We start from the raw sequence: 24,938 nt of genomic DNA on the forward strand, positions 1-24,938 counted from the left end.
GCCCGACGCTAGGTCCGGATAGCGGCACCATGGAAGGGCCAAAAACCAAGCGACCGCACTGGGCCAATCTAGGATGGCCCGGTGACCGTCGACATCCATGTGGACCTCGCCGGCGGCCGGGGCCGCAAGGAGCAGATCTACCGGCAGATCCGGGCCGCCATCCTGGACGGCAGGCTGCGGCCGGGTGAGACGCTCACCCCGACCCGGGAGCTGGCCGAGCGGCTGGCGGTCTCCCGCAACACCGTCAGCGCGGCCTACGACCAGCTCACCGCGGAGGGCTTCCTGACCGCCACGGTCGGTGCCGGCACTTTCGTCCGGTCCGGCATCCATCGCGAGAAGCCGGCGCCGAGGCCGGTGCCGGAAGGAACGGGGGTGTCGGCCACCGAACTGTGGGCAGGTGTGCCGAAGCCGCCGCGAAGCTTCGCGCCCGCACCGGAGTACGACTTCCGGGCCGGTGTCCCGGATGTCACCCTGTTCCCGTTCGACACCTGGCGGCGGCTGGTCGCCCAGCAGCTGCGCGGTTCCGGCGCGGACGTGCTGACCTACGGCGACCCGGCCGGCCTGCCGGCGTTGCGCGCGGCGATCGTGCGCCAGGTCGGCGTTTCCCGCGACGTGGTGGCCGACCCGGACGACGTGCTGGTCACCAGCGGCGCGCAGCAGGCGGTCGATCTGCTGGCCAGGGTGCTGCTGCGGCCGGGGGACAAGGTGGCCGTGGAGGACCCCGGCTATCCGCCGCCGCGGCACCTGTTCGAAAGCCTCGGCGCACAGGTGATCGGGGTGCCGGTGGACGACGAGGGCATCGTGGTGTCGCGAATCCCGCCGGGCGTCCGGCTGGTGCACGTGACCCCGTCGCACCAGTACCCGCTCGGACTCGCCATGTCGCTGGCCCGCCGGATGGAGCTGATCTCGTGGGCGCGGCGCAACGACGCGGTGCTCGTCGAGGACGACTACGACACCGATTTCCGTTACGGCGGAAGGCCGCTGGAACCACTGTACAGTTTGGACACCACCGGCCGCGTGCTCTACGTCGGCTCGTTCTCGAAGGTGCTGTACCCGTCGATGCGGCTCGGCTTCCTGGTCGCCCCGCCGGCGTTGCGGGAACCGTTGCGCAAGGCCAAATATCTCAGCGACTGGCAGTCCGGCGGCCCGGCGCAGGCCGCGCTGGCGCAGTTCATGGAGGAGGGCGGTTTCGCCCGGCACGTCCGCCGGATGCGGCGGGTGTACCAGTCCAGGCACCAGGTGCTGGCCGCCGCGCTGAAAAGCGATTTCGCCGATCTGCTCACCCCGGTACCCTGCGCCGCGGGGCTGCATCTGAGCGCGACCGGCGAATGCGGCACCCGGCGGCTGGTGCGCGCGGCCCGCAGGCACGGTGTTTCGCTCTACGCACTGGGAGACTTTACGATGCGGCGCACGGAGGTGCGGGGACTCGTGTTCGGCTTCGGTGCCATCGCGACCGAGCGGATCGTGCCTGGCCTGCGCCGGTTGCGGGAGATCGCGGAGGAACTGCGTGACTGAAGTCTATAAAGGACATATCCGTCCCGTTGAGACCAGCGAGCTGGCCCTGCTGCCCGCGGTGGAAAAGGCGTCGGACGGTCTGTTCGAGGGCGTGGAGTTCCCGCCGGGCAGCGTTCTCGACGAACTGGACGCCACGCACACGGTGCTGGTCGCCGGTCGGCCGCCGGTCGGTTTCGCGGTGTACGGCCCGCTCGACGACGCCGTGCACCTGCACCAGATCTCGGTGGTTCCGGAGCACGGCCGACGCGGAATCGGTACAGCGCTGCTGTCCGCGATTGTGCAAGAAAGCACAAAGTCGGTCACCCTCACCACTTTCCGCGATGTTCCGTGGAACGCCCCCTGGTATCGAAAGCACGGTTTTCTCGAGTTCTCGGACGCGGACTGGGGCCCCGGCCTGCGCCGACTGGTCGCGGCGGAGCGGGCGGCCGGGCTGGACCGGATCGGCCCGCGGGTGGTGCTGCGCCGCGCGCCGGGGCGATCTGCCTGATTCGCGACTTTCGCCGGTGGGTAAAAGGCCATAACCTGTGACGAACCAGCTTCACCGGGTCGGGAGGTCTTTATGCGGATTGCCGATGTCTTGCGGAGCAAAGGATCCCAGGTGGCGACCATCGCACCGGAGCAGACGGTGACCGAGCTGCTCGGCGGTCTTGCCCAGCACAACGTCGGTGCGATGGTGGTGCTCGGCCCGGACGGAATCGCCGGCATCGTGTCCGAGCGCGACGTGGTGCGGCGGCTGCAGGAGCGGGGCGCGGAACTGCTCGGCGTGCCGGTCTCGGAGATCATGACCACCATGGTCGCCAGCTGCACCCCCGAGGATTCCGTGGACCAGCTCAGCGTGGTGATGACCGAGCGGCGGATCCGGCACGTGCCGGTACTGGACGAGGGCAGGCTGGCCGGCATCGTGAGCATCGGTGACGTGGTGAAGGTTCGCATGCAGGAGCTGGAGAAGAGCAGGCAGCAGCTGGAGGACTACATCTCCCAGGGCTGAATCTCTCAAGGCTGGGCGGGTGCTGGCAGGGTGGGGAGATGACCGAGACCACCCTGCACACCGCCACCGGGCGGGACGTCGCCGAGCTGTGCCAGGTACTTGCCGCGGCCTTCCAGCGCGATCCGGTGATGAGCTGGATCATGGCGGACGAGCGGTTCCGGGCGCGGCGGCTACCGGACCTGTTCGAGGCGGTGCTGCGCGAGTCGCATCTGCGGCACGGGGCCACCGAGGTGGTGCGACGGGACGGGCGACTGGTGGCCGGCGCGATCTGGGATCCGCCAGGGCACTGGAACGATCCGCCGGTGAGCGGTCAGCTGGGCCAGCTGAGGGTGATGTCCAAGGTGTTCGGTCGGCGCCTCGGGTCCGCCGCGCGGGGCGCCAGGCTGATCAACCTGATGGAACGACGGCATCCGAACCGTCCACATTGGTACCTCGCGCAGATCGGCAGCGACCCGGAGTTCGCCGGCACCGGGCTCGGCAGGCTGCTGCTGGACTCCCGGCTGGACCGCTGCGACGCCGAAGGCCAGCCCGCGTACCTGGAGTCCTCCGCGCCCGGCAATGTCCCGCTGTACGAACGTTTCGGCTTCCGGGTCACCGAGGAGTTCAACGTGCGGGGCGGGCCGGCGGTCTGGGCCATGTGGCGGGAACCGCGCTAACCCGCCCAGCCGTCGAGCACCCGGTCGATGTCGTCGCGGATGCGCTCCCTGGCCTGCTCACGCGGTACGCTCGACATCAGCAGCTCGTCGTACGGCGTGTCCAGGTGCCGGACCGACGCGACCACCGCCAGCCGGACGGCCTGCTCGTCCAGTGCGCGCCCGGCCGCCGAGCGGCCAACCCGGCCGCTGCCGCGGGCGCCGGCGTGCTCGGCGATCGCGGCGGCCCGGTCCGCCGGGCAGCCCGGGTACAGGTGCCGGATCTGCTCGGCCATCGCGGCCTGGAAGACCAGGTCCTGGCTCGCCCGGCGTTCGGCGTCCCGTTCCCGGCGCCGCGCCCGGAGGTCCTCGTCGGCGAGGCACTGGTTCTCGGCCCGCTCCAGCGCCTGCGCGCCGACCAGGATGCCGAGCCGCTCGCTGCGCTTCCGTCTGCGGTTGAAGCGCATCACCACCGCGGAGAGCGCGCTCTCCTTCTTCGCGCGGCGGGACAGCGCCGCGTTGCCGGCCGGTAGGAAGACGAGATGGCCGAAGTCCGCGCAGGACAGGCAGAGCGACCGGCCGTCCTCTTCGAACAGGAACTCGCCCGGTGCCGATTTCAGCGCGCATTCGGCGCAGGCCCAGTCCTTCTCCGGCGAGATGACCACCAGGTCGGGCGCCTTGTTCTGCCGCGTCACGAGCTGTTCGAGCCGCTTCTCGGACAGCTCCGGGGACACCCAGTGGGTGCGAAACGCGAGTTCGGCCGCTTCGGCGCCGTCGAGGGTGAACCGCAGCGGCCGGCGATCCCTGGTGGCCGCCAGGTAGCGGGTTTCGACCGGCTGGAGCTGCCGGACTTCGGCCCAGCTCCGCAGGTACTCCACCGCGGTCGCGGCCTTGCCCGCGTCCACCTCCAGCGCCTGTTCGAGCGCGTCCAGCCGGCCGCGTCGCCACAGCTCGGCCCGGCGGTCGGGCAGCCAGCCCAGCGCGGCCAGCAGCTCCACCGGCGCCAGGTACTTCGACCGCTTCAGGCTCGCTTCCGCGGCGTCGAAGACCCGCTGCTGGAGCTTCGGCCTGCCGGTCACTCCCGCCACCCGCTCAGCTCGACCCCCTTGTTCACGTCCACCCGGAAGGCCAGGGTGACCACGCCGGTGGCCTCCGGCTCCAGCTCGAGGCGCCAGGACAGCTCGCCCATGTCGGTGTGCTCGGCTGGTTCCGGGTCGCCGTGCACGTCCCGCACCACGATCGCGTCGTCCCTGGACACCGGCACCTGGTCCAGCACGGTGACCACGGCCGGGCGCGGCCCGTGGTTGGCCACCTCGATCCGGTACTCGGCCTCCCGTCTCCGGGTGCCGGAGAGCGTGCCCTTGCTCGCGGTGCGCCGGACCAGCTCGCGGTCCACCCGGATGCGGTCGTCCACGCCGAGCGCGAGCTCCACCTCTTCGCCGGGAGCCCAGCTCTCCAACATGGTCGAGCCGACGAACTCGTTGTCGTGGAACACCGACGCCCGGCCGGGGCGCAGGGTGTGCTCGGCGTTGTTCGTGACGACGGCCCGCAGGTGCGCTTCTTCGGCCAGCACCGGCGCCGTCACGTAGTCCAGCACGGCGTCCATTTCGAACTCCGCGATGGTGCTCCGGTGCGCCACCGTGCCGGAGGCGATCGCGGCCGGCCTCGCCGGGCGGTAGGTCGCCGCGGCCACGCCGTGCTGGACGTCCGCGGCCTGCTGCTGCATCGCGTCCGACGCCGCCGAGTACGCGGCCGTCTCGCGCATCTCCAGGCTGCCGCCGAACCCGCCGGACGCCGCCCGCGGGGCCGGCGCGCGCACCGGCTGGACCCGGTCCAGGAACCACGGGCCGAGTTCGGGCACGCCGGTGGTCACCGAGGGCCGGGCGGTGGACAGGGCCAGCTCGCACACCGGCCAGTCCTCGCCGGTGTGCTGGGTGACCGCGCCGTACCAGCCGACCGACACGCGCTCACCGCGCAGCCGCAGGTCGTAACCGGACTCCCAGCCCGCCTCGGTGACCACATAGGACAGTTCGAGGGCGACCTCGGTGCCCTCCGGGGTCTCCGAGGCAGCGGCCAGCTCGATGGTCACCGTGGTCCGGTCCGGGGTGTCGGCCACCCGCCGCGCCTCCAGCGCCCGTTCGATCGCGGAGAGGTCTTCGGTGAGTTTTTCCCGTTGTTCGGCCAGTTCGCGTTGCCTGGCCAGGATCCGCGCGAGCTGATCGGCCAGCGCGTCGCCCACCACCGCGACCCGGTCCGGTTCGGCCGTGCCCGCGGCCAGTGCCTTGGCGAAGGACGTCCCGCTGCGCCGGGACAGCGTCGCGAGCAGTTCCGCCTTCGAGGCCGCCACGGTCTCCGCGTCGGTCACCTCGTCCAGCCGCCATCGCGCCGCCCGCCGCCGGTCCATCAGCTCCTGGATCGCCGGGTCGGCGGGGCGGGGCAGCCGTTCGGTATTGATCTCCACCCCGGCGATGGCGGCGGCGCCGGTGCCGCCGGCCCGCACCGAGTCGCCGAGCAGCCCCAGCGGCAGGCCCTCGACCGCGTACCGCAGGTCGCCGCCGAGCCGGACCGGCCCGCGCCGGGTGATCCGGGCGTACCGCGGGTAGACGGTCACGGCGACGATCGGCAGGTCCACGAGGGTCGGCATGCCGCCGACGGTAGCCCATCCGGGATTGAGCCACTCGCCGGTATGCGGGCCGCCTTTAGTCGGTCAGCCGGGCGAATTCCTTGACAGCACCGAATCTGCCGGGAAGGGTCGCCTTCGTCGACCATGTTCTCGCACTTCGACCGGGGGGCCCAGTGAGACCCGCACGTCTCGTCGCACTGCTCGCGGCGGTAGCCACGTTGCCGTTGACTTCCGTTGTGGCGCAAGCGGATCCACCGCCAGCTCCGGTGTTCGAGAACGGGCAGGCGCAGCCGGTCTTCGACCCGGCCGACGTGCTGCGCGAGGACCTCTGGGTGACCGCGCCGGTGGACAGCGACCGGGACGGCAAGGACGACAAGGTGCACGCCCAGGTGGTGCGCCCGAAGGCCACCTTGAAGGGCATGAAGGTCCCGGTGGTCTACCAGGCCAGCCCGTACTACGCGGGTGGCAACGAGGTGGCGAACCACAACGTCGACGTCGAGCTGTACGTGCCGGGCAGGCCGCACCCGCCGGCCGGGCCGCGGATCGCCACCGACAAGGTCGGCCCGTCCGCCCCGCCGATCACCTGGCGCTACGAGCAGTACTTCACCTCCCGCGGGTTCGCCGTGGTGTACGGCGAGTCGCTGGGCAGCGGCCTGTCCACCGGCTGCCCGACCACCGGTGAGCGGAACGAGACCATCGGCGCCCGCTCGGTGGTGGATTGGCTGAACCACCGCGCGCCCGCCGAGGATGCTGCCGGGAAGCCGGTGAAGGCGGACTGGAGCACCGGCAAGACCGGCATGATGGGCGTCTCCTACAACGGCACCTTGCCCAACGCGGTGGCCAGCACGGGGGTGCGCGGCCTGGAGACGATCGTGCCGATCGCGGCCATTTCCAGCTGGTACGACTACTACCGCAACGACGGCGCGGTGGTCGCCGCCGGCGGGTTCCAGGGCGAGGACACGGACGTGCTCGCGGACTACGTCTACACCCGCGCGGACCGGTCCATCTGCCGCCCGGTGATCGACGGGCTGCTGGCGGACCAGGACCGGGTCACCGGTGACTACAGCCGCTTCTGGGACGTGCGCAACTACCGCGAGGACGTGTCGAAGGTGCGCGCGTCGGTGCTGGTGGTGCACGGCCTCAACGACGCGAACGTGAAGACCAGCCAGGGCACCAAGTGGTACGAGGACCTGCGCCGGCACGGGGTCGAGCACAAGATCTGGCTGCACCAGGCCGGGCACGCGGACCCGTACACGCTGCGCAAGGAGGAATGGCTGGTCACGCTGAACAAGTGGATGTCGCACTACCTCTACGGCGTGCGGAACGGCATCGAGCGCGAGCCGAAGGCCACCGTGCAGCGGGAGGACGGCTCCTGGGTGGACGAGGCCGACTGGCCGAAGCCCGGCACCGCCGACGCGACCGTCTACCCGTGGCCCGGTGGCGCCCAGCGCGGCAAGCTCGACGTACGCGACCAGCTGCCGGGCAGGCCGGTAGTGGAGCGGCTCAGCGACGACGCGGGCAAGACCATCCAGGAGCTGGCGGATCTGCCCAGCTCGGGCAACCGGCTGTCCTACTCGACCGGTGCGGCGAAACAGCCGGTGCGCCTGGCCGGGGAGGCCAGTGCGGACCTGGCGATCTCCTTCGACCGGCCGGCCGCGAACGTCACCGGCGTGCTGCTGGACCGCGCGCCGGACGGTACCGCCAAGGTGATCACCCGCGGCTGGACCGACCCGCAGAACCGGGCCGACCCGGCCCGCACCCAGCCGATCAGGCCGGGCAGCAGCTATCGGGTCGAGGTCGAGCTGATCGCGAAGGACTACGTTCTGCCGGCCGGTCACAAGCTGGAGTTCGTGCTGGCCTCCAGCGACCACGACTTCACCCTGCGCCCCAAGCCCGGCGCCGGGCTGGCCATCGACCTCACCCGGACCTCCATCACGCTGCCGGTGCTCGGCGGCAAGGCGGCCCTGCGCTCTTCGTTCTGAGATGGGGGCATGCGAGGCTTTTTGCGCATGCCTCCATCGATCGGGTGCGGGTGTCCCGCAAGATTCTGAGATGGGGGCATGCGAGGCTTTTTGCGCATGCCTCCATCGATCGGGTGCGGGTGTCCCGCAAGATTCTGAGCCAGAGCCGGCGCGGCCGCGCAAAGTAGCAGAGCCCACCGACAACGAGCACGGAAGCAAGATCATCGGCCGTGAGCTGTCCACACGGCCCCGAACTGTCCACAGATTCGCCGGCCCCCGCCCCACGCCCCCGCCCCGGCCGCAGAGTGGAGGCATGACAACCGCGACCACGGCCGACGGCCGGATCCCAGTCCGCCTCACCGACCCCGCCCAGCTGATCGCCGCAGTGCCGTACCTGCTGGGCTTCCACCCCACCGACTCGCTGGTGCTGATCGGACACCAGGCGCCCCACGGCAGGCGCGTCGGCCTTGTCCAGCGCGGCGACCTGCCCGCCAAGGGGCACGAGCACGAGCTGGCCGAGTGGCTGGCCGGCAACCTGATCGAGCAGGGCGAGGTCGGCGCCACCGTCGTCGTGCTCGGCGGGTTGCCCGGCACCCCGCCGAGCACACCGAACACGCCGAGCACACCGCCGGCGACCGGGCCACCGCACGCCGCGCTGGTGGAGGCGGTCACCGGACGGCTCAAGGCGGCCGGCGTGCCGCTGCTGCACGCGATGTGGACGGAGAAGGTGCGGACCGGCGGCCGGTGGCGGTGCTATCAGAACCAGGACTGCGGAGGCGCATTGCCCGACCCCGCCGGCACCGTGGCCGCCGCCGCGACGACCGCGCAGGGCTCGGTCACCTTCAGCAGCCGCGAGGAAATGCGGCGCCTGCTCGACCCCGGCGACCGGGACGCGCTCGAACGCCGCTCGAAGCTGCTCGACGACGCCGTGTGCGAACTCGGCGAGCGGGACGATCCGGAGCGGTGGGCCACCTGCCGTGCCGAGCTGCGCGACGCGTTGCGGCGGGCGGCGCAAGGCGAGGTGAACCTGTCCGACGAGCAGGTCGTGCGGATCGTGCTGGCGCTGTCGGAGTCCACCGTCCGGGACGCCTGCCTGGCCACCGCGTCACCGCCGGGCAGCGCCCGGAGCAGGGCCGCGGAACGGCTGTGGCTGGCGCTGGTCCGGGCCACCCCGGCCCCGGAACGCGCCGGGCCCGCCTCGCTGCTCGGCTACGCGGCGTACCAGCGGGGTGACGGCGCGCTGGCCGGGATGGCGCTGGAGAACGCGCTGGCCGCGGACCCCGGTCACCTGCTGTCCAGGCTGCTCGCGCAGGCGATCGTGCGCGGTATCGCCCCGAAGACGCTGGCCGGCCTCGGGAACGTCAGTGCCGAGCGGCTCGACGATCCTGGGTGAACCGCCAGGCGTCCTCGACGATGCCCTTGAGGTCGAAGCGTTCCGGCTTCCAGCCGAGCTCTTCGCGCGCCCGATCGCTGGCCGCCACCAGTACCGCCGGGTCGCCGCTGCGGCGCTGGGTCACTGCGGCCGGGATCGGGTGGCCGGTGACCTCGCGGCCGGCGTCGATGACCTGGCGCACGGAGAAACCGGTGCCGTTGCCGAGGTTGTAGATGCGGTGGGTGCCGGCTTCCGCGTGCTGCAGGGCGAGCAGATGCGCGTCGGCAAGGTCGGTGACGTGGATGTAGTCCCGCACCGCGGTGCCGTCGTCGGTGGGGTAGTCCTCGCCGTAGATCTGGATCTGGTCCCGGTCCCCGGTGGCGACCTGGAGCACGAGCGGGATCAGGTGCGTCTCGGGGGCGTGTCGCTCGCCGAACCGCCCGTAGGCGCCCGCGACGTTGAAGTAGCGCAGGCTCACCGCGGCGAGCCCGTGTGCCCTGGCGTAGCTGGTGATCGCGTGGTCGATGGCGAGTTTGGTGGCGCCGTAGGTGTTCGTCGGCTGGGTGGGGGCGGTCTCCGGGATCGGGGACTGCTCCGGCTCGCCGTAGGTGGCCGCGGTGGAAGAGAAGACCAACCGGGAAGTGCCGTGCGCGCGCATGGCGTCGAGCAGCCGGAGGGCGGTGACCACATTGCCGTGCCAGTACTTGCCGGGGTCCTGCATGGACTCGCCGACCAGGGACTTGGCCGCGAAGTGCAGCACCCCGTCGAATCCTTCGGGGAGCAGCGAGGCGGTGGCGTCGGCGGCGTCGCCCTCGACGAACCTCGCGCCCTCGGGCACCGCGTCGGCGTACCCCGTGGTGAGGTCGTCCACGACGGTGACCTCATGACCGGCTTCGACCAGCCGCGCGGCGCAGACACTGCCGACGTAACCGGCGCCGCCCGTGACGATCAGTTTCAGGGTCTTGGTCTGCTTGTCGGTCACGGTCGGGCCTTTCTCGGTCGGGGAACGCTGGAGCCGAAGCTGTCGGTGCCACAGTGTTTGGTGCCACAGTGTGCGGAGAGTGTCCACTTACCCCGACGCGTACCACGAACCGGGGTTGCCCTATCCGGGGGAAAGCACGCCGGATGTGTCATGTTCCCGGCCGGCACCGGCCGAGGGCACCGCGACGAACATGCGGGGCGCGCGCCAGCCGGAACGCTCGAAGGCGGTGGTCGCCGCCTGCTGGACAGTGTCCACTTCGGACTCCCGGACCAGCGCGATGGCCGATCCGCCGAAACCGCCGCCGATCATCCTGGCGCCCAGCGCGCCGGCGTCCTTGGCCGAGTCGACCGCGACGTCGAGCTCGGGGCAGGAGATCCGGTAGTCGTCGCGCAGGCTCGCGTGCGAGGCGTCGAGCAGCGGGCCGGTCTCGGCCAGCCGGTTCGCGCGCAGCAGCTCGACCATGTCCAGCACCCGCCGGTTCTCGGTGACCACGTGCCGGACCAGCGGGACGAGGTCCGCGGGCAGCCGGTCCGCGGCGGCGGTGAGGCCGTCGTACTCGATCTCGCGCAGGCTGTTCAGCCCGAGCAGACCGGCGGCACGCTCGGTGCCGCGGCGGCGGTCGCCGTAGCCGGACTCGCTGTGCGCGTGCTTGGCCCTGGTGTCGATCACGAGCACTCGGAGCCCGGCCGCGGCGGTGTCGAAGGGGACCTGTTCGACCTCGCCCGAGCGGACGTCGAGGAACAGCGCGTGTCCTTCGATGCAGCACAGCGAAGCGGTCTGATCGAGCACCCCGGTGGGGGCACCGACGAACTCGTTCTCGGCGCGCTGAGCCCAGGTGGCGATCTCGGCCCGTTCGGTGAGGCTCGGCTCCGCGCGGCCGTCCAGGCCGAGCAGGGCCAGCGCGACGGCGCACTCGAGCGCTGCGGAGGAGGACAGCCCGGCGCCGGTCGGCACGTCGCCGGCCAGCACCACGTCGGCACCCCCGGTCACGCCGTGCGACCGCAGCACCCAGGCGACCCCGGCCGGGTACGCGGCCCACCCCTGGACCGAACCCGGGCGCAGCTCGCCGAGCTCGAACGGGCCTTCCTGCTGGATGCGGCCGTCCGAGCCGAGGGTGGACACCGTGAGCAGCTTGTCCTGCCTGGCCGAGGCCGCGGCGGCGATTCGGTGCGGCAGGGCGAAGGGCAGCACGAAACCGTCGTTGTAGTCGGTGTGCTCGCCGATCAGGTTGACCCGACCGGGTGCGGACCACACTCCGGAAGGGGCACGGCCGTGCGTGGCGTGAAAGGCTTCCACCGCCTCGGCGGCCGAGGTCACCGCGCCTGCGCCAGTACGGCGTGCAGCACGGACGTGGCGATCTGCATCGCGTGGCCCTCGCCGCTCACCTCGACGGTCGAACTGCTCCCGTTGGCCTTGCTCACGTCCACCGTGCTGCCCGGCACGATGCCGACCGACTTCAGCTCGCTCATCAGCGTCTCGTCGGCCTGCACGTGCTCGGCGATCCGGCGGATCTCGACCTTGCCGCCGCCGGCGCGGGCGAACTCGTCCAGCCGCACCAGGTCGGGTTCCACCGGCAGCGCCGGCTCACCCTCGCCGAGCTTGTCCAGGCCGGGGATCGGGTTGCCGTAGGGCGACGTGGTGGGGTGCCCGAGGAGCTTGATCAGCTTGCGCTCCACGGCCTCGCTCATCACGTGCTCCCAGCGGCACGCTTCGATGTGCACCTGTTCCCACTCGAGGCCGATCACGTCGACCAGAAGGCGCTCCGCCAGCCGGTGCTTGCGCATCACGGCGACGGCCAGTTCCCGGCCGTGGTCGGTGAGCTGCAGATGCCGATCGTCGGCAACGACCACCAGGCCGTCGCGCTCCATCCTGGCCACCGTCTGGCTCACCGTCGGCCCGCTCTGCTGAAGCCGCTCCGCGATCCGCGCCCGCAGTGGCACGACGCCCTCTTCTTCGAGGTCGTAGATGGTGCGCAAGTACATCTCTGTGGTGTCGATGAGATCATTCACGCCTGTCCCCTTCGTCCGTTGCTCATGGTAGTCGTTGCCCCCGACAGGCACGGCAGGCGATCGGGTAACAAGTCACCTGCCGGAAAAAGTCCCGCCGAGCTGCGCGGACGCCGGCCCGGCAAGATCAGCGGCCGTTCGGGCCCGGTGTGCGGCGGGATCCGGCCCCGCTCGCGCGATCGCGAGCGGGGGAGCACTGGCATTAGGGTGCGGATATGTACCCGCCCGCCGTTGTCTGGGATTCCGCGCTGCTGGGTTACGACCTCGGTGGTGAGCACCCGTTCAATCCGGTCCGGCTGGATCTGACCATCAGGCTGGCCACCGAGCTGGGGGTGCTGGACGGGGTGCCGCTGCTGGTGCCCGAGCAGGCCAGTGACGACGAGCTGCGCCGGATCCACGTCGACGAGTACCTGGCGGCGGTGAAGGAGGCGCCGCTGGCGGGCTGGGACGTCGGGCACGGGCTCGGCACCGCGGACAACCCGGTTTTCAGCGGGATGCACGACGCCTCCGCGCTGGTGGTCGGCTCGACCCTGCTCGGTGCGCGGAAGCTCGCCGAGGGCGCGGCCGATCGCGCGGTCAACATCGCCGGCGGCCTGCACCACGCGATGCGCGACCACGCCTCCGGGTTCTGCGTGTACAACGACTGCTCGGTGGCGATCTCCTGGTTGCTGGACAACGGTTTCGACCGCATCGCCTATGTGGACACCGACGTGCACCACGGCGACGGGGTGCAGAACGCCTTCTACGACGACCCGCGGGTGCTGACCGTCTCGCTGCACCAGCACCCGTTCACCCTGTGGCCCGGCACCGGCTACTCCGCGGAGCTCGGCGGGGCGGGCGCCGAGGGCAGCTCGGTCAACATTCCGCTCCCGCCGCACACCAGGGACGCCGGCTGGCTGCGGGCGTTCCACGCGGTGGTGCCGTCGCTGCTCGCCCAGTTCCGGCCGCAGCTGCTGGTCACCCAGTGCGGAGTGGACTCGCACGAGGAGGACCCGCTCGCCGACCTTTCGCTTTCCGTGGACGGCCATCGCACGATCTACCGGACGCTGCGCGAGCTGGCCGACCGGTACGCGGGCGGCAAATGGCTGGCCGTCGGCGGTGGTGGGTACCAGCTGATCCGGGTGGTGCCGCGGTCGTGGACCCATCTGCTGGCCACCGTGCTGGACCGGGACGTGGCCCCGGAGACGCCGCTGCCGCCGGAGTGGACGGACACGGTGCTCCGGGCGGCGCCGAAAGCCGTCCTGCCCGCCGCGATGACCGACAAGGCCGACACCGAACACCGCGCGTGGGGCGACGGCGATGACGATCCGGTGGACGTCGCGATCAGGGACACCCGCCGCGCGGTCTTCCCCCTGCACGGGCTCGATCCGGACGATCCGAGGGACTGAGCGATGAGTTCCGAGCACACCGAGCACACCGAGCCCCGTGGTTCCTTCGACTATCCGCGGGCGTGGGAGGCCGACGTGGTGCTCTCCGACGGGGGCACCGTGCACCTGCGGCCGGTGGTGCCGGACGACGCGGACGGACTGGTCGCCCTGCACGGCAGGCTTTCCGAGCGCACCCGCTACTTCCGCTACTTCGGCGCCTACCCGCGGATCCCGCAGCGCGACCTGGACCGGTTCTCCCGGGTGGACCACCACGACCGGGTCGCCTTCGCCGCGCTGCTCGGGGACGACATCATCGCGGTCGGCCGTTACGAACGGCTGGACGAGGGGCCATCGGCGGAAGTGGCCTTCGTGGTGGACGACGCGCATCAGGGCCGGGGGCTCGGCTCGATCCTGCTGGAGCATCTGGCCGCCGCCGCCTCGGAGGTCGGGCTGCGCCGGTTCGTGGCCGAGGTGCTGGCGGAGAACTCGGCCATGGTGCGGGTGTTCCGCGACGCCGGCTACCAGGTCAGCCGCGCGATCGAGGAGGGCGTGCTGCACCTGGAGTTCGACATCGACCCGACCGAGGAGTCGCTGGCCGTGGCCAGGTCGCGGGAGCAGGCGGCGGAGGCGCGCAGCGTGCACAACCTGCTGCACCCGCGTTCGGTCGCGGTGATCGGGGCGTCCACCGACCCGACCAAGATCGGCTACGCGGTGCTGACCAACCTGCTCTCCGCGGACTTCGCCGGCACCGTGTACCCGGTCAACCCGGAGCACCGCTCGGTGCGCGGGGTGCGGGCCTACCCGTCGGTGCTGGACATTCCGGACTCGGTGGACCTCGCGGTGGTCGCGGTGCCCGCGGACCAGGTGGAGTCCGTGCTGGACGGTGCGCTGGCCAAGGGCGTGAAGACGCTGCTGATCGTCTCCGGCGGGTTCGGCGAGTCCGGCCTGCACGGGCTGCACGCCGAGCTGCGCCTGGTCGGCGAGGCCAGGGCGCACGGGATGCGGGTGGTCGGCCCGAACGCGCTCGGGGTGCTGAACACCGACGCGTCGGTCCGGCTCAACGCGACGCTGGCGCCGCGCCTGCCGGCCAGGGGACGCACCGGCTTCTTCTGCCAGTCCGGCGCGCTCGGCACCGCGATCCTGGCCGACGCCGAGGCGCGGGGGCTCGGCCTGTCCACTTTCGTCTCCGCCGGCAACCGCGCGGACGTCTCCGGCAACGACCTGCTGCAGTACTGGGAGACCGACCCGAACACCGACCTGGTGCTGCTCTACCTGGAGTCCTTCGGCAACCCGCGCAAGTTCGCCAGGCTGGCAAGGCGGCTGGCCCGCACCAAGCCGGTGGTCGCGGTGAAGTCCGGGCGGCACGCGGTGCGCCCGCAGCTGGCCGCGACCTCCGCCGAGGTGGACGAGTCCAGCGTGCAGGCGCTGTTCGAGCAGGCCGGGGTGGTGCGGGTGGAGTCGCTGGCCCAGCTGTTCGACACCGCGCTGGTGCTCGCCCACCAGCCGCTGCCGTCCGGGCCGCGGGTCGGCATCGTTGGCAACTCCAGCGCGATCGGGATGCTGGCCGCGGACACCGCGCGGGCGCAGGGGCTGCGGCTGGCCTTCGACCCGGTGGACGTGGGCGCGCAGACCGGGCCGGAGGAGTTCGCCGCCGCGGTGCGCGAGGCGCTGAACTCACCGGAGACGGACGCGCTGGTGGTGGTCTTCGTGCCGCCGCTGGCGATCCCGGGCACCACCTATGCCCGCGCGCTGCGGGAGGCGGTGATCGACCTGCACAAGGAGAAGCCGATCGTCTCCACCTTCCTCGCCGCGGAGGGCGTGCCCGCCGAACTGGCGGTGCTCACCGAGGACGGCGCACCGACCCGCGGCTCGGTGCCTTCGTACCCGAGCCCCGAGCGCGCGGTGAACGCGCTGGCCAGGGTGGTCCGGTACGCGGCGTGGCGGCAGCGCCCGCAGGGCAACCTGGTGCGCCCGGCCGGGCTGCACGTGGAACAGGCGCAGGCGGTGGTGCGGGAGCTGATGACCGGCGTCGCCGAACAGGCCACCGTGCTGGAGGACCACGAGGTGGTCCGGCTGCTGAGCTGCTACGGCATCGACGTGGTGCCCTTCCGGGTCGCGTCCGAAGTGGACGACGCGGTCGCGGCGGCGGCGGAGCTGGGCTATCCGGTGGCGATCAAGGCGGTGGACGAGCGGCTGCGCGGGCGGCCGGACCTGGCCGGGGTGCGGCTCGACCTGTCCTCCGAGGACTCGGTGCGCGTCGCCTATCGCGACATCTGCGAGGTCTCCGGCGAGGACGAGGTCTACGTGCAGCGGATGGCGGCGAAGGGCATCTCTTGCGTGATCGGGCTGCAGGACGACCCGTCGTTCGGCACGCTGGTCTCCTTCGGGCTGTCCGGGCTGGTCAGCAACCTGCTGGGGGATCGGGCGTACCGGGCGGTGCCGCTGACCGATGTGGACGCCGCGACCCTGATCAGGGAGCCGCGCACGGCGCCGCTGCTGACCGGCTACCGCGGGGACGAGCCCTCCGACCTGGCCGCGCTGCAGGACCTGGTGCTGCGGGTGGCCGCGCTGGCCGAGGACAACCCGGAGGTGCGGTCGCTGAGCCTGGAGCCGATCCTGGCCTCGCCGGCCGGTGCTTTCGTGGCCAACGCCAGGGCCGTGCTCGGCCCGCCCCCTTCACGCCCCGACACCGGCCCCCGGCGGCTGCGCCCGATCAACGCGCCCGCCGAGGGCTGACCAGCACCGACCGGCACGGTTCAGGCGCCGGGCCGCAGCACCATCAGTACCGCGACGACCACCCAGAGCAGGGCGAAGATCCCGGCCGGCATCGCGGCCATGCGCACTGCCTTCGGGTCGGTCGTGTCGTCGCGAAGGCCGGCCAGCAGCCGCTTCTGACCCGGGACGACCAGCAGGCCGAGCACGACCGCCGCGACCACGGTGAGCACCAGCGAAGCCAGCAGCCATGCCTCGGTCAGCACGTCCGTCCGCAGCGCGAGGGCAAGGCCGAACACCGGCACGGTGACCGACATCAGCGCGTAGACCCGGCTGACGCGGTTCAGCAGCAGCGCCGCGGCGAGGTTCCGTTCGCGCACGTAACGCGGGAACAGGCTCGTCGCGACGGTGACCGGGCCGATGAACAGCAGGCCCGCGAGCACGTGGAGGGTCAGCAGCAGTTCGGTCATGGCGCTACTTTAAGCCTGGCTGAAAGTCCGGCTGTCACCAGGGCCGGTGCACACTGTCTCCGAGCGCCCCGACCGAGAGAGCAGCCATGAGTCCCGAGAACCCGCCGCTGGCGGCCTCCGCCGGCTTCCTGCTGGTCGTGGCCGGGCGCGCCGCGCAGCGGCGGCTGGAGTCCGGGCTGGCCGAGCACGGGCTCACCCTGCGCCACCTCGGCGCGCTCGGTCACCTGTCCCGCAATCCCGAGCTGTCCTACAGCGACCTCGCGCGCCGTTCCGGGGTGACCGCGCAGAGCATGCACGCAACCGTCCGCGCGCTGGAGGAACTGGGTGCGGTGCGCCGCCGGCACGAGGGCCACGGCCACCCGGCCCGGCTCGAGGTGACCGGGAAGGGCCGGGACCTGCTCGGGGCCGCGGGACGGCTGGCCGAAAAGCTGGACGAAGACCTGCTGGCCGGGCTCACCCCGGAGCAGCGGGCCGAGTTCCGGCGGCTGCTCCAGGCGCTCGTTCCGCCGCCGGGCTAGCCGACCCGGCCGCGAACTCGGGCCACCAGCGCCGCGCCACCCGCGGATGTGAGCGCAGCCAGCCGAGCAGCGCGTTCTCCCCGTAGGCCGCCAGCAGCGGGTTGTGCTCGTCCTGGGTGACTCCGCGCGCCGCCGCGGCCAGCTCGGCCGGCAGCTCCAGTGGCTCGACCACCGCGTCCAGCCGGGGTGCCAGGAAGAACGGGACCGAGTAGCGGTCCACCCCGGCCGGCGGGCTGAGCACCCGGTGCCGGGTGGCCTTGAGGTAGCCGTCGGTGGCGATCTCCAGCATCTCGCCGATGTTGACCACGAAGCTGCCGGGGACCGGGGTGGCGTCGATCCAGTCGCCGCCCTCGGTCAGCACCTGCAGCCCGCCGACCTCGTCCTGCTGGAGCAGGGCGAGGTAGCCGTAGTCCTTGTGCGAGCCGACGCCCTGCCCGGCTTCCGCCCGCGGGCGCGGCGGGTAGTGCACGACCTTGAGGTGGATCGCCGCCTGCTCGTCGAACCAGCGGTCGAAGTAGTCCTCCTGCTGCCCCAGCGCGGCGGCCAGCGCCCGCAGCACCTCGCGGGAGACCCGCAGCGCCTCGGCCTGCCACGCGAGCACGGCCGTGCGCAGTTCCGGCAGCGCGGACGGCCACTGGTTGGGGCCGACCAGCCGCAGGTAGGCCGGCGCGCCGGGGCCGGGTTCGAGCGCGGCCAGCTCGGCGCCGACGTCGAGCTGCTCCCGCCAGTCCGCGCTGCCCGCGGTGACCTCGGTCCCGGTGCGGGTGTAGCCGCGGAACTGCGGCGAGTGCACGTTCTCGATCTCCAGCCGCTGGGCCTCCGGGAGTGCGAAGAACCGGCGCGCCGTCTCGACGATCGCGCCGGTGACCTCCGGGCTGACCCCGTGTCCCAGCACGTAGAAGAACCCGACCTCGTGCGCGGCCCGGCGGAGTTCGCCGAGGAACCGCGCACGGTCGGTGCGGAACCGGGAGAGGTCGACGATCGGCAGCGCAGACGGGGAGAGGGCCACGAGCCAAGGGGAGCATGGTGCCCGCCCGGTGCGCATGCCCTCTCAGCATCCGGTCACCGGGCGGCCGTGCTCAGCCGGACTCCCCGCTCCTGATCGGTGCGCCGACGCGGTGCAGATGGGTCAGCGCCTCCGCCCAGGACCGGAACAAACCCGTTTCGTGGTAAGGGATGCCGATCTCGTCGCAGTAGTTGCGCACGATCGGCTGGGCCCGGCGCAGGTGCAGGCTCGGCATGTGCGGGAACAGGTGGTGCTCGATCTGGTAGTTCAGCCCGCCCATCGCGGTGTCCACCAGCCAGCCGCCGCGCACGTTGCGGGTGGTCAACACCTGGCGGCGCAGGAAGTCCAGTTTGGTGCCCGGCTTGATCATCGGCATGCCCTTGTGCCCCGGTGCGAACACCGAGCCCATGTAGACGCCCCAGAGGCACTGGTGCACGGCGAGGAAGACCAGCGCCTTGCCGGGGGAGAGCACCAGGAACAGGGCGGTGAGGTAGGCGGCCACGTGCACGATCAGCAGGGTCGCTTCCAGCGCGCGGTGCTTCAGCGTCGGGCGGAACAGCGCGCGGAACCCGGAGATGTGCAGGTTCATGCCTTCCAGGGTGAGCAGCGGGTAGAACAGGAACGCCTGCCAGCGGCCGATGAACTTGGGCACGCCCTTGGCGGCCTTGGCCTGCTCGGGGGACCAGACCAGCACGTCCGGGTCCACGTCGGGGTCGAGTTCTTCGTGGTTGGGGTTGGCGTGGTGGCGGGTGTGCTTGTCCATCCACCAGCCGTAGCTCATGCCGATGCCGAGGTTCCCGGCGATCCAGCCGGCGATCTCGGCGCGCCGCCTCGTCCGGAAGACCTGGCGGTGCGCGATGTCGTGGGAAACGAGCGCGACCTGGGCGAACATGATCGCGAAGAAGGCGGCGATGGCGAGCTGCCACCAGGAGTCGCCGATCAGGAAGAAGGCGGCCAGCCCGGCGAGGTACAGCCCGCCGACGATGCTGAACCTGGCGATGTAGTACCCGTGGCGCTGGTCGAACAGCCCGGCGCTGGCCACGCGTCGCGAGAGCCGGGCGAAGTCGCTGCCGGATTCGTTTTCGAGGGAGGAGATCGGGTCGCTTTTCTGACGCAGTTGATTAGGGATACGGGGCTCCTGTGCTCGTCTTTACGGGTGGGGTGGGTGGGAGAGAGTCAGAACTTCTTGGGGTCCACCGCGAGGACGAACCGTTGGCCGGCGTATTCGGTCAGCGTCCACAGCTGGGTCCGGGGGACACGGTAGGTGTCCGCCATGGACGAACGATACCTGGAGCCGAACGGGCCCCCGGCGTGCCCGCCCACCTGGGAACCGGTGCTTGCGTTCCGGTTCGCGCCGTTCGGCGCGGCGGGCACTGAAACCCGATTCAGGGTGGTGTCCAGCGTCGAAATCACCGTGTTATAGCCGCTCTCACGTAATCGGAAATCACCGCGCGTGAGTTTGTCAGGTGCCGCATATGCCGGGAGTGAGGTCGGCATGAGTGCCCCGAGCACTGGGAACGGCACGGGGAGCCGCCGACGCGTACGCATGCGGCACACGGTAGGCGAAGATCGGCTTACTCGGGTAGTGCTTCGTAAACGGGCGCCGTACTCGGCCGCCACCACACCCGATCGGAGCAATGCCGGCCCTGGGCCGACAGTTCTCGTTTCAGCACTTTGTAAGTGGACGTCCTCGGGAGTTCCTTGACAATTCGCACGTAGCGTGGAAGCTGCTTGGCGCCGAGATCGCGCTGGCCGGCCAGGAAGGCGCCGAAAGCGGCCGGGTCGTCGAAGGCGGCCGGTCCGGGGCCGGGAACGAGTGCGGCCATGATTTGATCGCCGATCCCGTTTTCGTCCGGCACCGGGTACACTGCCGCCTCTTTCACCCCGGGATGCCGGAGCAGGACGCGTTCGATCGGCGCGGTGCCCAGGTTCTCCCCGTCCACCCGCAGCCAGTCCCCGCGCCGTCCGGCGAAGTAGCAGAAACCGTTCGCGTCCGCGTAGGCCAGGTCGCCGGTGAAGTACCTGCCGTCGCGAACACGCTCCGCGTCCGCGGCCGGGTCCCGGTAGTAACCGGCGAACCAGCCCGCGCCGGTGGTGTTCACCAGTTCTCCGACGGCCTGTTCGGCGTTGAGCAGCAAACCCGCGGAGTCGAACTCGGCCGGCGGGCAGGGTTCGCCGGTCTCCGGGTGCAGGATCCGCACCCCTTCGGCGGGCAGGCCCAGCGAGCCGGGTGGCGAGTCCGGGGTGCGCGCGAAACCGATGCCGCCCTCGGTGGAGCCGAACGCGTCCAGCACCTGGCAGTCGAAGCGTTCGGAGAAGGCGGCCAGATCCGCTTCGGCGCCTTCGTTGCCGTACAGCAGGCGAAGTGGATTGTCGGCGTCGTCGGCATGTCGTTCGGTGGCGAGCACATAGGACAGTGGCCGGCCGACGTAGTTGGCGTAGGTCGCGCCGAACTTCCTGACGTCGGGGAGGAAACCGGACGCGGAGAACCGGCGCCGCAGGGCCAGGGTCGCGCCGGCGGCCAGCCCGACCGACCAGCCGGCCATGATCGCGTTCGAGTGGAACATCGGCATGGACAGATAGACCGTGTCCGAAGTGGACAGATGGAAGCGGTCGGCCAGCATTAGTCCTGGAAAGGCGATCTTGCCGTGCGTGCAGCGCACCGCCTTGGGGTCCCCGCTGGTGCCGGAGGTGAAGATCAGCATCAGCAGGTCGTCCTGGCCCGCGGCGACCGGGCGCAACGGCGAGCCGCGGTGCGCGTCCAGTGCGGCGGTCCACTCCGGACCATCCAGTTCGGACACTTCGGCCCCGCCGAGGTCGAGCCCGGTGAGCAGGTGCGCGTGCCGGCGTTCGGTCAGCACCAGCCCGCAGTCGGCCAGTCGGACGTCGCGGGCCAGTGCCGCACCGCGGCGTGTCGGGTTCAGCCCCACCAGCACCGCGCCGGCGAGCGCGGCACCGCCGAGCAGGAAGGAGAACGACGGCACGTTGTCCGCGAGCACCCCGACGTGCGGGGGTGCGCCCGGCTTCAGCAGCGTCCGCAGCAGCGCCGCGTGCTCCGCGCAGGCGCGCACGTGCTCCGCCCACGACCAGCTCTCGTCTTCGAACCGCAGCCCGGGGTGCTCGTCGTCGGCCCTGGCCAGCAGCAGCTCGGTGACGGTGGGGATCATGCCGGCTGGTCGGCGAGCAGCTCGCCGAGACCGCGGAGCTGCGCGGTCGCGCCACCGAGCGCGAACTCGTTGCGCTTGGCCGCGACGAAGTACCGGTGCAGCGGGTAGTCCACGTCGATACCGACACCGCCGTGCACGTGCACCGCGGTGTGCGCGACCCGGTGCCCGGCCTCGGCGGCCCAGAACTTCGCGGTGGCCACCTCCGCGTCGCACTCGGGCTCTCCGGAAGCCAGCCGCCAGGCCGCCTGCCACAGGGTGAGCCGGACCGCCTCCACGTCCACGTATGCGTCCGCGAGCCGCTGCCGGACCGCCTGGAAACCGCCGATCACGTGGTCGAACTGCTTGCGTTCCCTGGCGTAGCCGGCGGTCAGCTCCAGCGCCCGCTCCAGCACGCCGAGCTGAAGGGCGCACAGGCCCACGGTGCCGTGGTGCCGCAGCCGCTCGTCCACTCCGGCGCCGGGTTCGCCGAGCAGCGCGTCCTCGCCGGCGAGTGCACCGGAGAGCTGGACCAGCCCGGCGTCGCCGCGGTCGACGGTGCGCTGCGGCAGCACCTCGAGCCCGGGGGTTTCGGCGGCCAGCAGGAAGACGGCGATCCCGTCCGGGGTCGCCGCCGGGACGAGGAAACCGTCCGCGTCGGCCGCGGCGAGCACCGCGGTCTGCGTCCCGGTGAGCCGCCAGCCCGCCGGCTCGCGCTCGGCGGTGAACCCGCACGGGCTGCCCGCGTCCGGTAGTGCCGCGCTGAGCACCAGCCCGCCGCGCAGCACCGGCACCAGCCAGCGTTCCAGCTGCCCGCCGCTGCCGTGCTCGGCCAGTGCGCTCGCCGCCATGGTGATGGTCGGCAGGTAGGGCACCGGGGCCACCGCGCGGCCGAGTTCGATCAGCACGCTGGCCTGTTCGAGCAGGCCGAAACCGCCGCCGCCGACGGCTGAGGGCAGCGCCGCGTCCAGGATCCCGGCACTGGCCAGCTCAGTCCACAGTGCACGGTCGGTGCGCCCGTCCCCGTGCGCTCCCTGCGATTTCGGCGTCACCTTGTCTTCGAGGATCCGCCGGGTCAGCCCGCCGAGGTCGCCCTGCGCCTCGGTCAGCGCGAAGTCCATGAGTTGTCTCCTCTGGCGTTTTGCCTGGTGGCGGATCAGCGGGTGACGGGGAGGCCGAGTGCGGCGGCGGCGATGATGTCGCGCTGCACCTCGTTGGTACCCCCGCCGAAGGTCAGGATCAGGGACGAGCGGTGCATCCGCTCGATCCGGCCGCGCAGCAGCTCGCCAGGGGAGCCCTCGCGCACCACCGCGCCGGCGCCGAGCACCTCCATCAGCAGCCGGTACGCCTCGATCGCGAACTCGGTGCCGAACACCTTGGTCGCCGACGCCTCGGCGGGGCCCAGCTCGTGCTCGGTCGCGGCCCATGCGATCTTCCAGTTGCGCAGCTTCAGGTACTCGGCGTGCGTGTGCACCCTGGCCAGGTGCAGCCGCACCCATTCGGCGTCGATCACCCGGCTGCCGTCGGGCAGTTTGGTGGTCTGCGCCCACTGCCGCACCGACTCCAGCGCGGACTGGACCGGCGCGGCCGAGGTGAGCGCCACCCGCTCGTGGTTGAGCTGGTTGGTGATCAGCGGCCAGCCCGCGTTCTCGTCGGCCACCCGCGCCGACACCGGCACCCGCACGTTCTCGTAGTAGGTCGCGCTGGTGCCCGGCCCGGCCACGGTGCGCACCTTGGTCCAGGAGAAGCCCTCCGCGCTGGTCGGCACGATCAGCATGCTGAGACCCTTGTGCTTCCGCGCCTCGGGGTCGGTGCGCACGGCCAGCCAGACGTAGTCGGCGTACTCGATCAGGCTGGTCCACATCTTCTGCCCGTTGACCACGTACTCGTCGCCGTCGCGCACCGCACGGGTGCGCAGCGAGGCCAGGTCGGTGCCGGCCTCCGGCTCGGAGTAGCCGATCGAGAAGTGCAGCTCCCCGCCGGCGATCTTCGGCAGGTAGAACGCCTTCTGCTCTTCGGTGCCGTAACGCATGATCGTCGGGCCGATCGTGTTCACCGTGAGGAAGGGGACCGGCACCCCGGCGACGGCCGCTTCGTCGGTGAACACCAGCTGGTCGAGCATCGGCCGGTCCTGCCCGCCGAACTCGGTGGGCCAGCCGATCGCGAGCCACCCGTCCCGGCCGAGATCGCGGACGATCTCCTTGTACGCCAAGCCGTTTCCGTACTCGCCGCCGTCACCCGCGAGTGCTTCGCGCCGCTCCGGCGTCATCAGCTTCGCGAAGTAGGACCGGAGCTCGGCACGCAGCCCCTGCTGCTCGGGCGTGTAGCTGATCCGCATTCCGTTACCTCCACCCGGCGGGCTCGTTCTGGTATCCAGCCGGACCGGTAGCTAGTCTAGAACCTGTTCTAGTTGTACCACCGAGCGGCAGCGGGAGGAAGCATGGAGGTCAGCGTCGACCGGACGTTGTGCGAGGCGAACGAGATCTGTGTCGCCTTCGCGCCGGAGGTGTTCGAGCTGGACGACGACGAGGAGCTTCGGGTGATCCAGCCCAACCCGCCGGAATCTGAGCTAGAACGTGTTTCGCAAGCGGTCGCGTCCTGTCCGAAGAACGCCCTGCTCATGCGAAGGTAGCCTGGCAAAATCGGGCCTTGCCGAGAGCGAGAACAGATTCTAGTCTGTGCCCAGAGTGGCGAGCCAGCGACGGCTCGCCCGCCCCAGCGAGGAGGCAGCCGTTGAGCGGGGAGACCAGTCTGCACGGCAGGGCCGCGATCGTCACCGGCGCGGGTGCCGGGCTCGGCAGGGCGGAAGCACTCGCACTGGCCGCGGCTGGTGCGTCGGTGGTGGTCAACGACGTCGCCGAAACGGCGGCTTCGGCGGTGGTCGAAGAGATCGAGGCGGCCGGCGGGAAGGCGCTGGCCCTCGCCGGTGACGTGTCCGAGCGGGCCACCGCGGACGCCCTGCTGGCCTCGGCCACCGAGCACTTCGGCGGGCTGCACATCCTGGTGAACAACGCGGGCCTGCTGCGCGACCGGATGCTGTTCTCGATGTCCGACGAGGAGTGGGACACCGTGCTCCGGGTGCACCTGCGCGGGCACTTCCTGTTGTCCCGCAACGCCACCGCCTACTGGCGGCAGAAGTCCAAAGAGGATGGTTCGCCGGTGTACGGCCGGGTGGTGAACACCGCGTCGGAGGCCTTCCTTGTCGGCTCGGCCGGCCAGCCGAACTACGCCGCGGCCAAGGCCGGGATCGCCGCGCTGACCGTGGCCACCGCCCGTGGCACCGCTCGCTACGGGGTGCGCGCCAACGCGATCTGCCCGCGCGCCCGCACCGGCATGACCGAAGGGGTCTTCGGCGCCGACGCGCCGGGCGAAGGACCCGACCCGCTGTCGGTGGACCACGTCGCGCCATTCGTGTGCTACCTCGCCTCACCCGCCGCGGAGCGGATCAACGGGCAGGTGTTCGTGGTGCACGGCGGAATGGTCGCGCTGCTGCGGCCGCCGTCGGTGGAGCGGCGCTTCGACACCGCCGGCGAGTACTGGAGCCCCGGCGAGCTCGCGGACAGCGTCGGCGCGCACTTCGCCGACCGCGACCCCGAGCGCATGTTCGCCGCCAACGACATTCTTTCGCTGCCTTAGACACCCA

22 protein-coding genes are annotated in these 24,938 nt (G+C 71.4%); 11 read left to right on the plus strand and 11 right to left on the minus strand.

The window, feature by feature from the left end; translation table 11 throughout:
• The first annotated feature begins 81 nt into the window (after window positions 1-81).
• The 4 genes from pdxR (at window position 82) to AMYNI_RS0129405 (ending at window position 3,159) form a co-directional block, all read left to right on the plus strand.
• Entirely contained in the window at window positions 82-1,515 is a 1,434-nt protein-coding gene (pdxR, locus tag AMYNI_RS0129390; RefSeq protein WP_020671670.1) for a MocR-like pyridoxine biosynthesis transcription factor PdxR, read from the plus strand.
• Complete coding sequence (locus AMYNI_RS0129395; protein ID WP_040406055.1) at window positions 1,508-2,002, plus strand: GNAT family N-acetyltransferase; 495 nt, start codon at window positions 1,508-1,510, stop codon at window positions 2,000-2,002. The genes pdxR and AMYNI_RS0129395 overlap by 8 nt, the downstream gene beginning before the upstream one ends.
• Window positions 2,003-2,074: 72 nt before the next feature.
• Window positions 2,075-2,503, plus strand: coding sequence for a CBS domain-containing protein (locus AMYNI_RS0129400; protein WP_026361100.1), 429 nt, complete (start codon window positions 2,075-2,077; stop codon window positions 2,501-2,503).
• A gap of 38 nt (window positions 2,504-2,541) precedes the next feature.
• A complete protein-coding gene (locus AMYNI_RS0129405; protein ID WP_020671673.1) occupies window positions 2,542-3,159 on the plus strand; it encodes a GNAT family N-acetyltransferase in 618 nt (205 codons plus the stop codon).
• Here the strand turns inward: AMYNI_RS0129405 and AMYNI_RS0129410 are convergent.
• Together AMYNI_RS0129410 and AMYNI_RS0129415 are read right to left on the minus strand one after the other, a co-directional pair.
• Window positions 3,156-4,223 carry a DUF2293 domain-containing protein gene (locus AMYNI_RS0129410; protein ID WP_342667774.1) on the minus strand — a complete coding sequence of 356 codons (1,068 nt, stop codon included), beginning with the start codon at window positions 4,221-4,223 and terminating at the stop codon, window positions 3,156-3,158. The genes AMYNI_RS0129405 and AMYNI_RS0129410 overlap by 4 nt on opposite strands.
• Window positions 4,211-5,779: a DUF4139 domain-containing protein gene (locus AMYNI_RS0129415; protein WP_020671675.1), complete on the minus strand. Its 1,569-nt coding sequence runs from the start codon at window positions 5,777-5,779 to the stop codon at window positions 4,211-4,213. Before AMYNI_RS0129415 ends, AMYNI_RS0129410 begins: the two co-directional genes overlap by 13 nt.
• Before the next feature lie 152 nt (window positions 5,780-5,931).
• On the opposite strand from AMYNI_RS0129415, the gene AMYNI_RS0129420 reads away from it, so the two are divergent.
• Together AMYNI_RS0129420 and AMYNI_RS45600 are read left to right on the plus strand one after the other, a co-directional pair.
• Window positions 5,932-7,740 carry a Xaa-Pro dipeptidyl-peptidase gene (locus tag AMYNI_RS0129420; protein ID WP_026361102.1) on the plus strand — a complete coding sequence of 603 codons (1,809 nt, stop codon included), beginning with the start codon at window positions 5,932-5,934 and terminating at the stop codon, window positions 7,738-7,740.
• Between the two features lie 292 nt (window positions 7,741-8,032).
• Window positions 8,033-9,112 (plus strand): DUF4192 domain-containing protein, encoded by a 1,080-nt coding sequence (locus tag AMYNI_RS45600; protein WP_020671677.1) that lies wholly within the window; start codon window positions 8,033-8,035, stop codon window positions 9,110-9,112.
• Here the strand turns inward: AMYNI_RS45600 and galE are convergent.
• The 3 genes from galE to AMYNI_RS0129440 form a co-directional block, all read right to left on the minus strand.
• Entirely contained in the window at window positions 9,081-10,073 is a 993-nt protein-coding gene (gene galE / locus AMYNI_RS0129430; RefSeq protein ID WP_020671678.1) for a UDP-glucose 4-epimerase GalE, read from the minus strand. The two genes, AMYNI_RS45600 and galE, sit on opposite strands and share 32 nt — an antisense overlap.
• Window positions 10,074-10,193: 120 nt before the next feature.
• Complete coding sequence (gene galK / locus AMYNI_RS0129435) at window positions 10,194-11,390, minus strand: galactokinase (protein ID WP_020671679.1); 1,197 nt, start codon at window positions 11,388-11,390, stop codon at window positions 10,194-10,196.
• Window positions 11,387-12,082 (minus strand): iron-dependent transcriptional repressor DtxR, encoded by a 696-nt coding sequence (locus tag AMYNI_RS0129440; RefSeq protein ID WP_020671680.1) that lies wholly within the window; start codon window positions 12,080-12,082, stop codon window positions 11,387-11,389. Before AMYNI_RS0129440 ends, galK begins: the two co-directional genes overlap by 4 nt.
• Window positions 12,083-12,294: 212 nt before the next feature.
• Between AMYNI_RS0129440 and AMYNI_RS0129445 the strand changes: the two genes are divergently transcribed.
• On the plus strand, window positions 12,295-13,467 hold the full coding sequence (locus AMYNI_RS0129445) for an acetoin utilization protein AcuC (protein WP_020671681.1): 1,173 nt from the start codon (window positions 12,295-12,297) through the stop codon (window positions 13,465-13,467).
• 3 nt (window positions 13,468-13,470) lie between these two features.
• A complete protein-coding gene (locus AMYNI_RS0129450; RefSeq protein ID WP_020671682.1) occupies window positions 13,471-16,182 on the plus strand; it encodes a bifunctional acetate--CoA ligase family protein/GNAT family N-acetyltransferase in 2,712 nt (903 codons plus the stop codon).
• Between the two features lie 20 nt (window positions 16,183-16,202).
• Here the strand turns inward: AMYNI_RS0129450 and AMYNI_RS0129455 are convergent, their stop codons facing one another.
• Entirely contained in the window at window positions 16,203-16,628 is a 426-nt protein-coding gene (locus tag AMYNI_RS0129455) for a DUF2269 family protein (RefSeq protein ID WP_020671683.1), read from the minus strand.
• A gap of 86 nt (window positions 16,629-16,714) precedes the next feature.
• Here AMYNI_RS0129455 and AMYNI_RS45605 point away from each other — a divergent pair, with 86 nt between their 5' ends.
• Entirely contained in the window at window positions 16,715-17,146 is a 432-nt protein-coding gene (locus AMYNI_RS45605) for a MarR family winged helix-turn-helix transcriptional regulator (RefSeq protein ID WP_020671684.1), read from the plus strand.
• Here AMYNI_RS45605 and AMYNI_RS0129465 read toward each other — a convergent pair.
• From AMYNI_RS0129465 to AMYNI_RS0129490, 5 genes are all read right to left on the minus strand, one after another.
• The gene (locus AMYNI_RS0129465) at window positions 17,082-18,191 is read right to left on the minus strand and encodes an isopenicillin N synthase family dioxygenase (protein WP_020671685.1); all 1,110 of its coding nucleotides are present in this window, start codon (window positions 18,189-18,191) and stop codon (window positions 17,082-17,084) included. The two genes, AMYNI_RS45605 and AMYNI_RS0129465, sit on opposite strands and share 65 nt — an antisense overlap.
• Window positions 18,192-18,225: 34 nt before the next feature.
• Window positions 18,226-19,248: a fatty acid desaturase family protein gene (locus AMYNI_RS0129470; protein WP_026361103.1), complete on the minus strand. Its 1,023-nt coding sequence runs from the start codon at window positions 19,246-19,248 to the stop codon at window positions 18,226-18,228.
• Between the two features lie 478 nt (window positions 19,249-19,726).
• Entirely contained in the window at window positions 19,727-21,319 is a 1,593-nt protein-coding gene (locus tag AMYNI_RS0129480; RefSeq protein ID WP_020671688.1) for a long-chain-fatty-acid--CoA ligase, read from the minus strand.
• Window positions 21,316-22,416 (minus strand): acyl-CoA dehydrogenase family protein, encoded by a 1,101-nt coding sequence (locus tag AMYNI_RS0129485; protein WP_020671689.1) that lies wholly within the window; start codon window positions 22,414-22,416, stop codon window positions 21,316-21,318. The genes AMYNI_RS0129480 and AMYNI_RS0129485 overlap by 4 nt, the downstream gene beginning before the upstream one ends.
• A 35-nt stretch (window positions 22,417-22,451) precedes the next feature.
• Window positions 22,452-23,633 (minus strand): acyl-CoA dehydrogenase family protein, encoded by a 1,182-nt coding sequence (locus tag AMYNI_RS0129490; protein ID WP_020671690.1) that lies wholly within the window; start codon window positions 23,631-23,633, stop codon window positions 22,452-22,454.
• A gap of 102 nt (window positions 23,634-23,735) precedes the next feature.
• Here AMYNI_RS0129490 and AMYNI_RS0129495 point away from each other — a divergent pair, with 102 nt between their 5' ends.
• A complete protein-coding gene (locus tag AMYNI_RS0129495; RefSeq protein WP_020671691.1) occupies window positions 23,736-23,927 on the plus strand; it encodes a ferredoxin in 192 nt (63 codons plus the stop codon).
• A 101-nt stretch (window positions 23,928-24,028) separates the two neighbouring features.
• Entirely contained in the window at window positions 24,029-24,931 is a 903-nt protein-coding gene (locus AMYNI_RS0129500; RefSeq protein WP_020671692.1) for a 3-oxoacyl-ACP reductase, read from the plus strand.
• Window positions 24,932-24,938 lie beyond the last annotated feature (7 nt).

It is taken from the genome of Amycolatopsis nigrescens CSC17Ta-90 (assembly GCF_000384315.1).
In the GTDB taxonomy this organism is placed as follows: domain Bacteria; phylum Actinomycetota; class Actinomycetes; order Mycobacteriales; family Pseudonocardiaceae; genus Amycolatopsis; species Amycolatopsis nigrescens.

Bases quoted from the DNA above. Each gene is read 5' to 3' on its own strand.
- AMYNI_RS0129455 (WP_020671683.1), bottom strand. From the start codon at position 16,628: ATGACCGAACTGCTGCTGACCCTCCACGTGCTCGCGGGCCTGCTGTTC.
- AMYNI_RS0129450 (WP_020671682.1), top strand. From the start codon at position 13,471: ATGAGTTCCGAGCACACCGAGCACACCGAGCCCCGTGGTTCCTTCGAC.
- AMYNI_RS0129445 (WP_020671681.1), top strand. From the start codon at position 12,295: ATGTACCCGCCCGCCGTTGTCTGGGATTCCGCGCTGCTGGGTTACGAC.
- AMYNI_RS45605 (WP_020671684.1), top strand. From the start codon at position 16,715: ATGAGTCCCGAGAACCCGCCGCTGGCGGCCTCCGCCGGCTTCCTGCTG.
- AMYNI_RS45600 (WP_020671677.1), top strand. From the start codon at position 8,033: ATGACAACCGCGACCACGGCCGACGGCCGGATCCCAGTCCGCCTCACC.
- AMYNI_RS0129495 (WP_020671691.1), top strand. From the start codon at position 23,736: ATGGAGGTCAGCGTCGACCGGACGTTGTGCGAGGCGAACGAGATCTGT.
- AMYNI_RS0129480 (WP_020671688.1), bottom strand. From the start codon at position 21,319: ATGATCCCCACCGTCACCGAGCTGCTGCTGGCCAGGGCCGACGACGAG.
- AMYNI_RS0129415 (WP_020671675.1), bottom strand. From the start codon at position 5,779: ATGCCGACCCTCGTGGACCTGCCGATCGTCGCCGTGACCGTCTACCCG.
- AMYNI_RS0129465 (WP_020671685.1), bottom strand. From the start codon at position 18,191: ATGCGCACCGGGCGGGCACCATGCTCCCCTTGGCTCGTGGCCCTCTCC.
- AMYNI_RS0129490 (WP_020671690.1), bottom strand. From the start codon at position 23,633: ATGCGGATCAGCTACACGCCCGAGCAGCAGGGGCTGCGTGCCGAGCTC.
- AMYNI_RS0129405 (WP_020671673.1), top strand. From the start codon at position 2,542: ATGACCGAGACCACCCTGCACACCGCCACCGGGCGGGACGTCGCCGAG.
- AMYNI_RS0129400 (WP_026361100.1), top strand. From the start codon at position 2,075: ATGCGGATTGCCGATGTCTTGCGGAGCAAAGGATCCCAGGTGGCGACC.
- AMYNI_RS0129485 (WP_020671689.1), bottom strand. From the start codon at position 22,416: ATGGACTTCGCGCTGACCGAGGCGCAGGGCGACCTCGGCGGGCTGACC.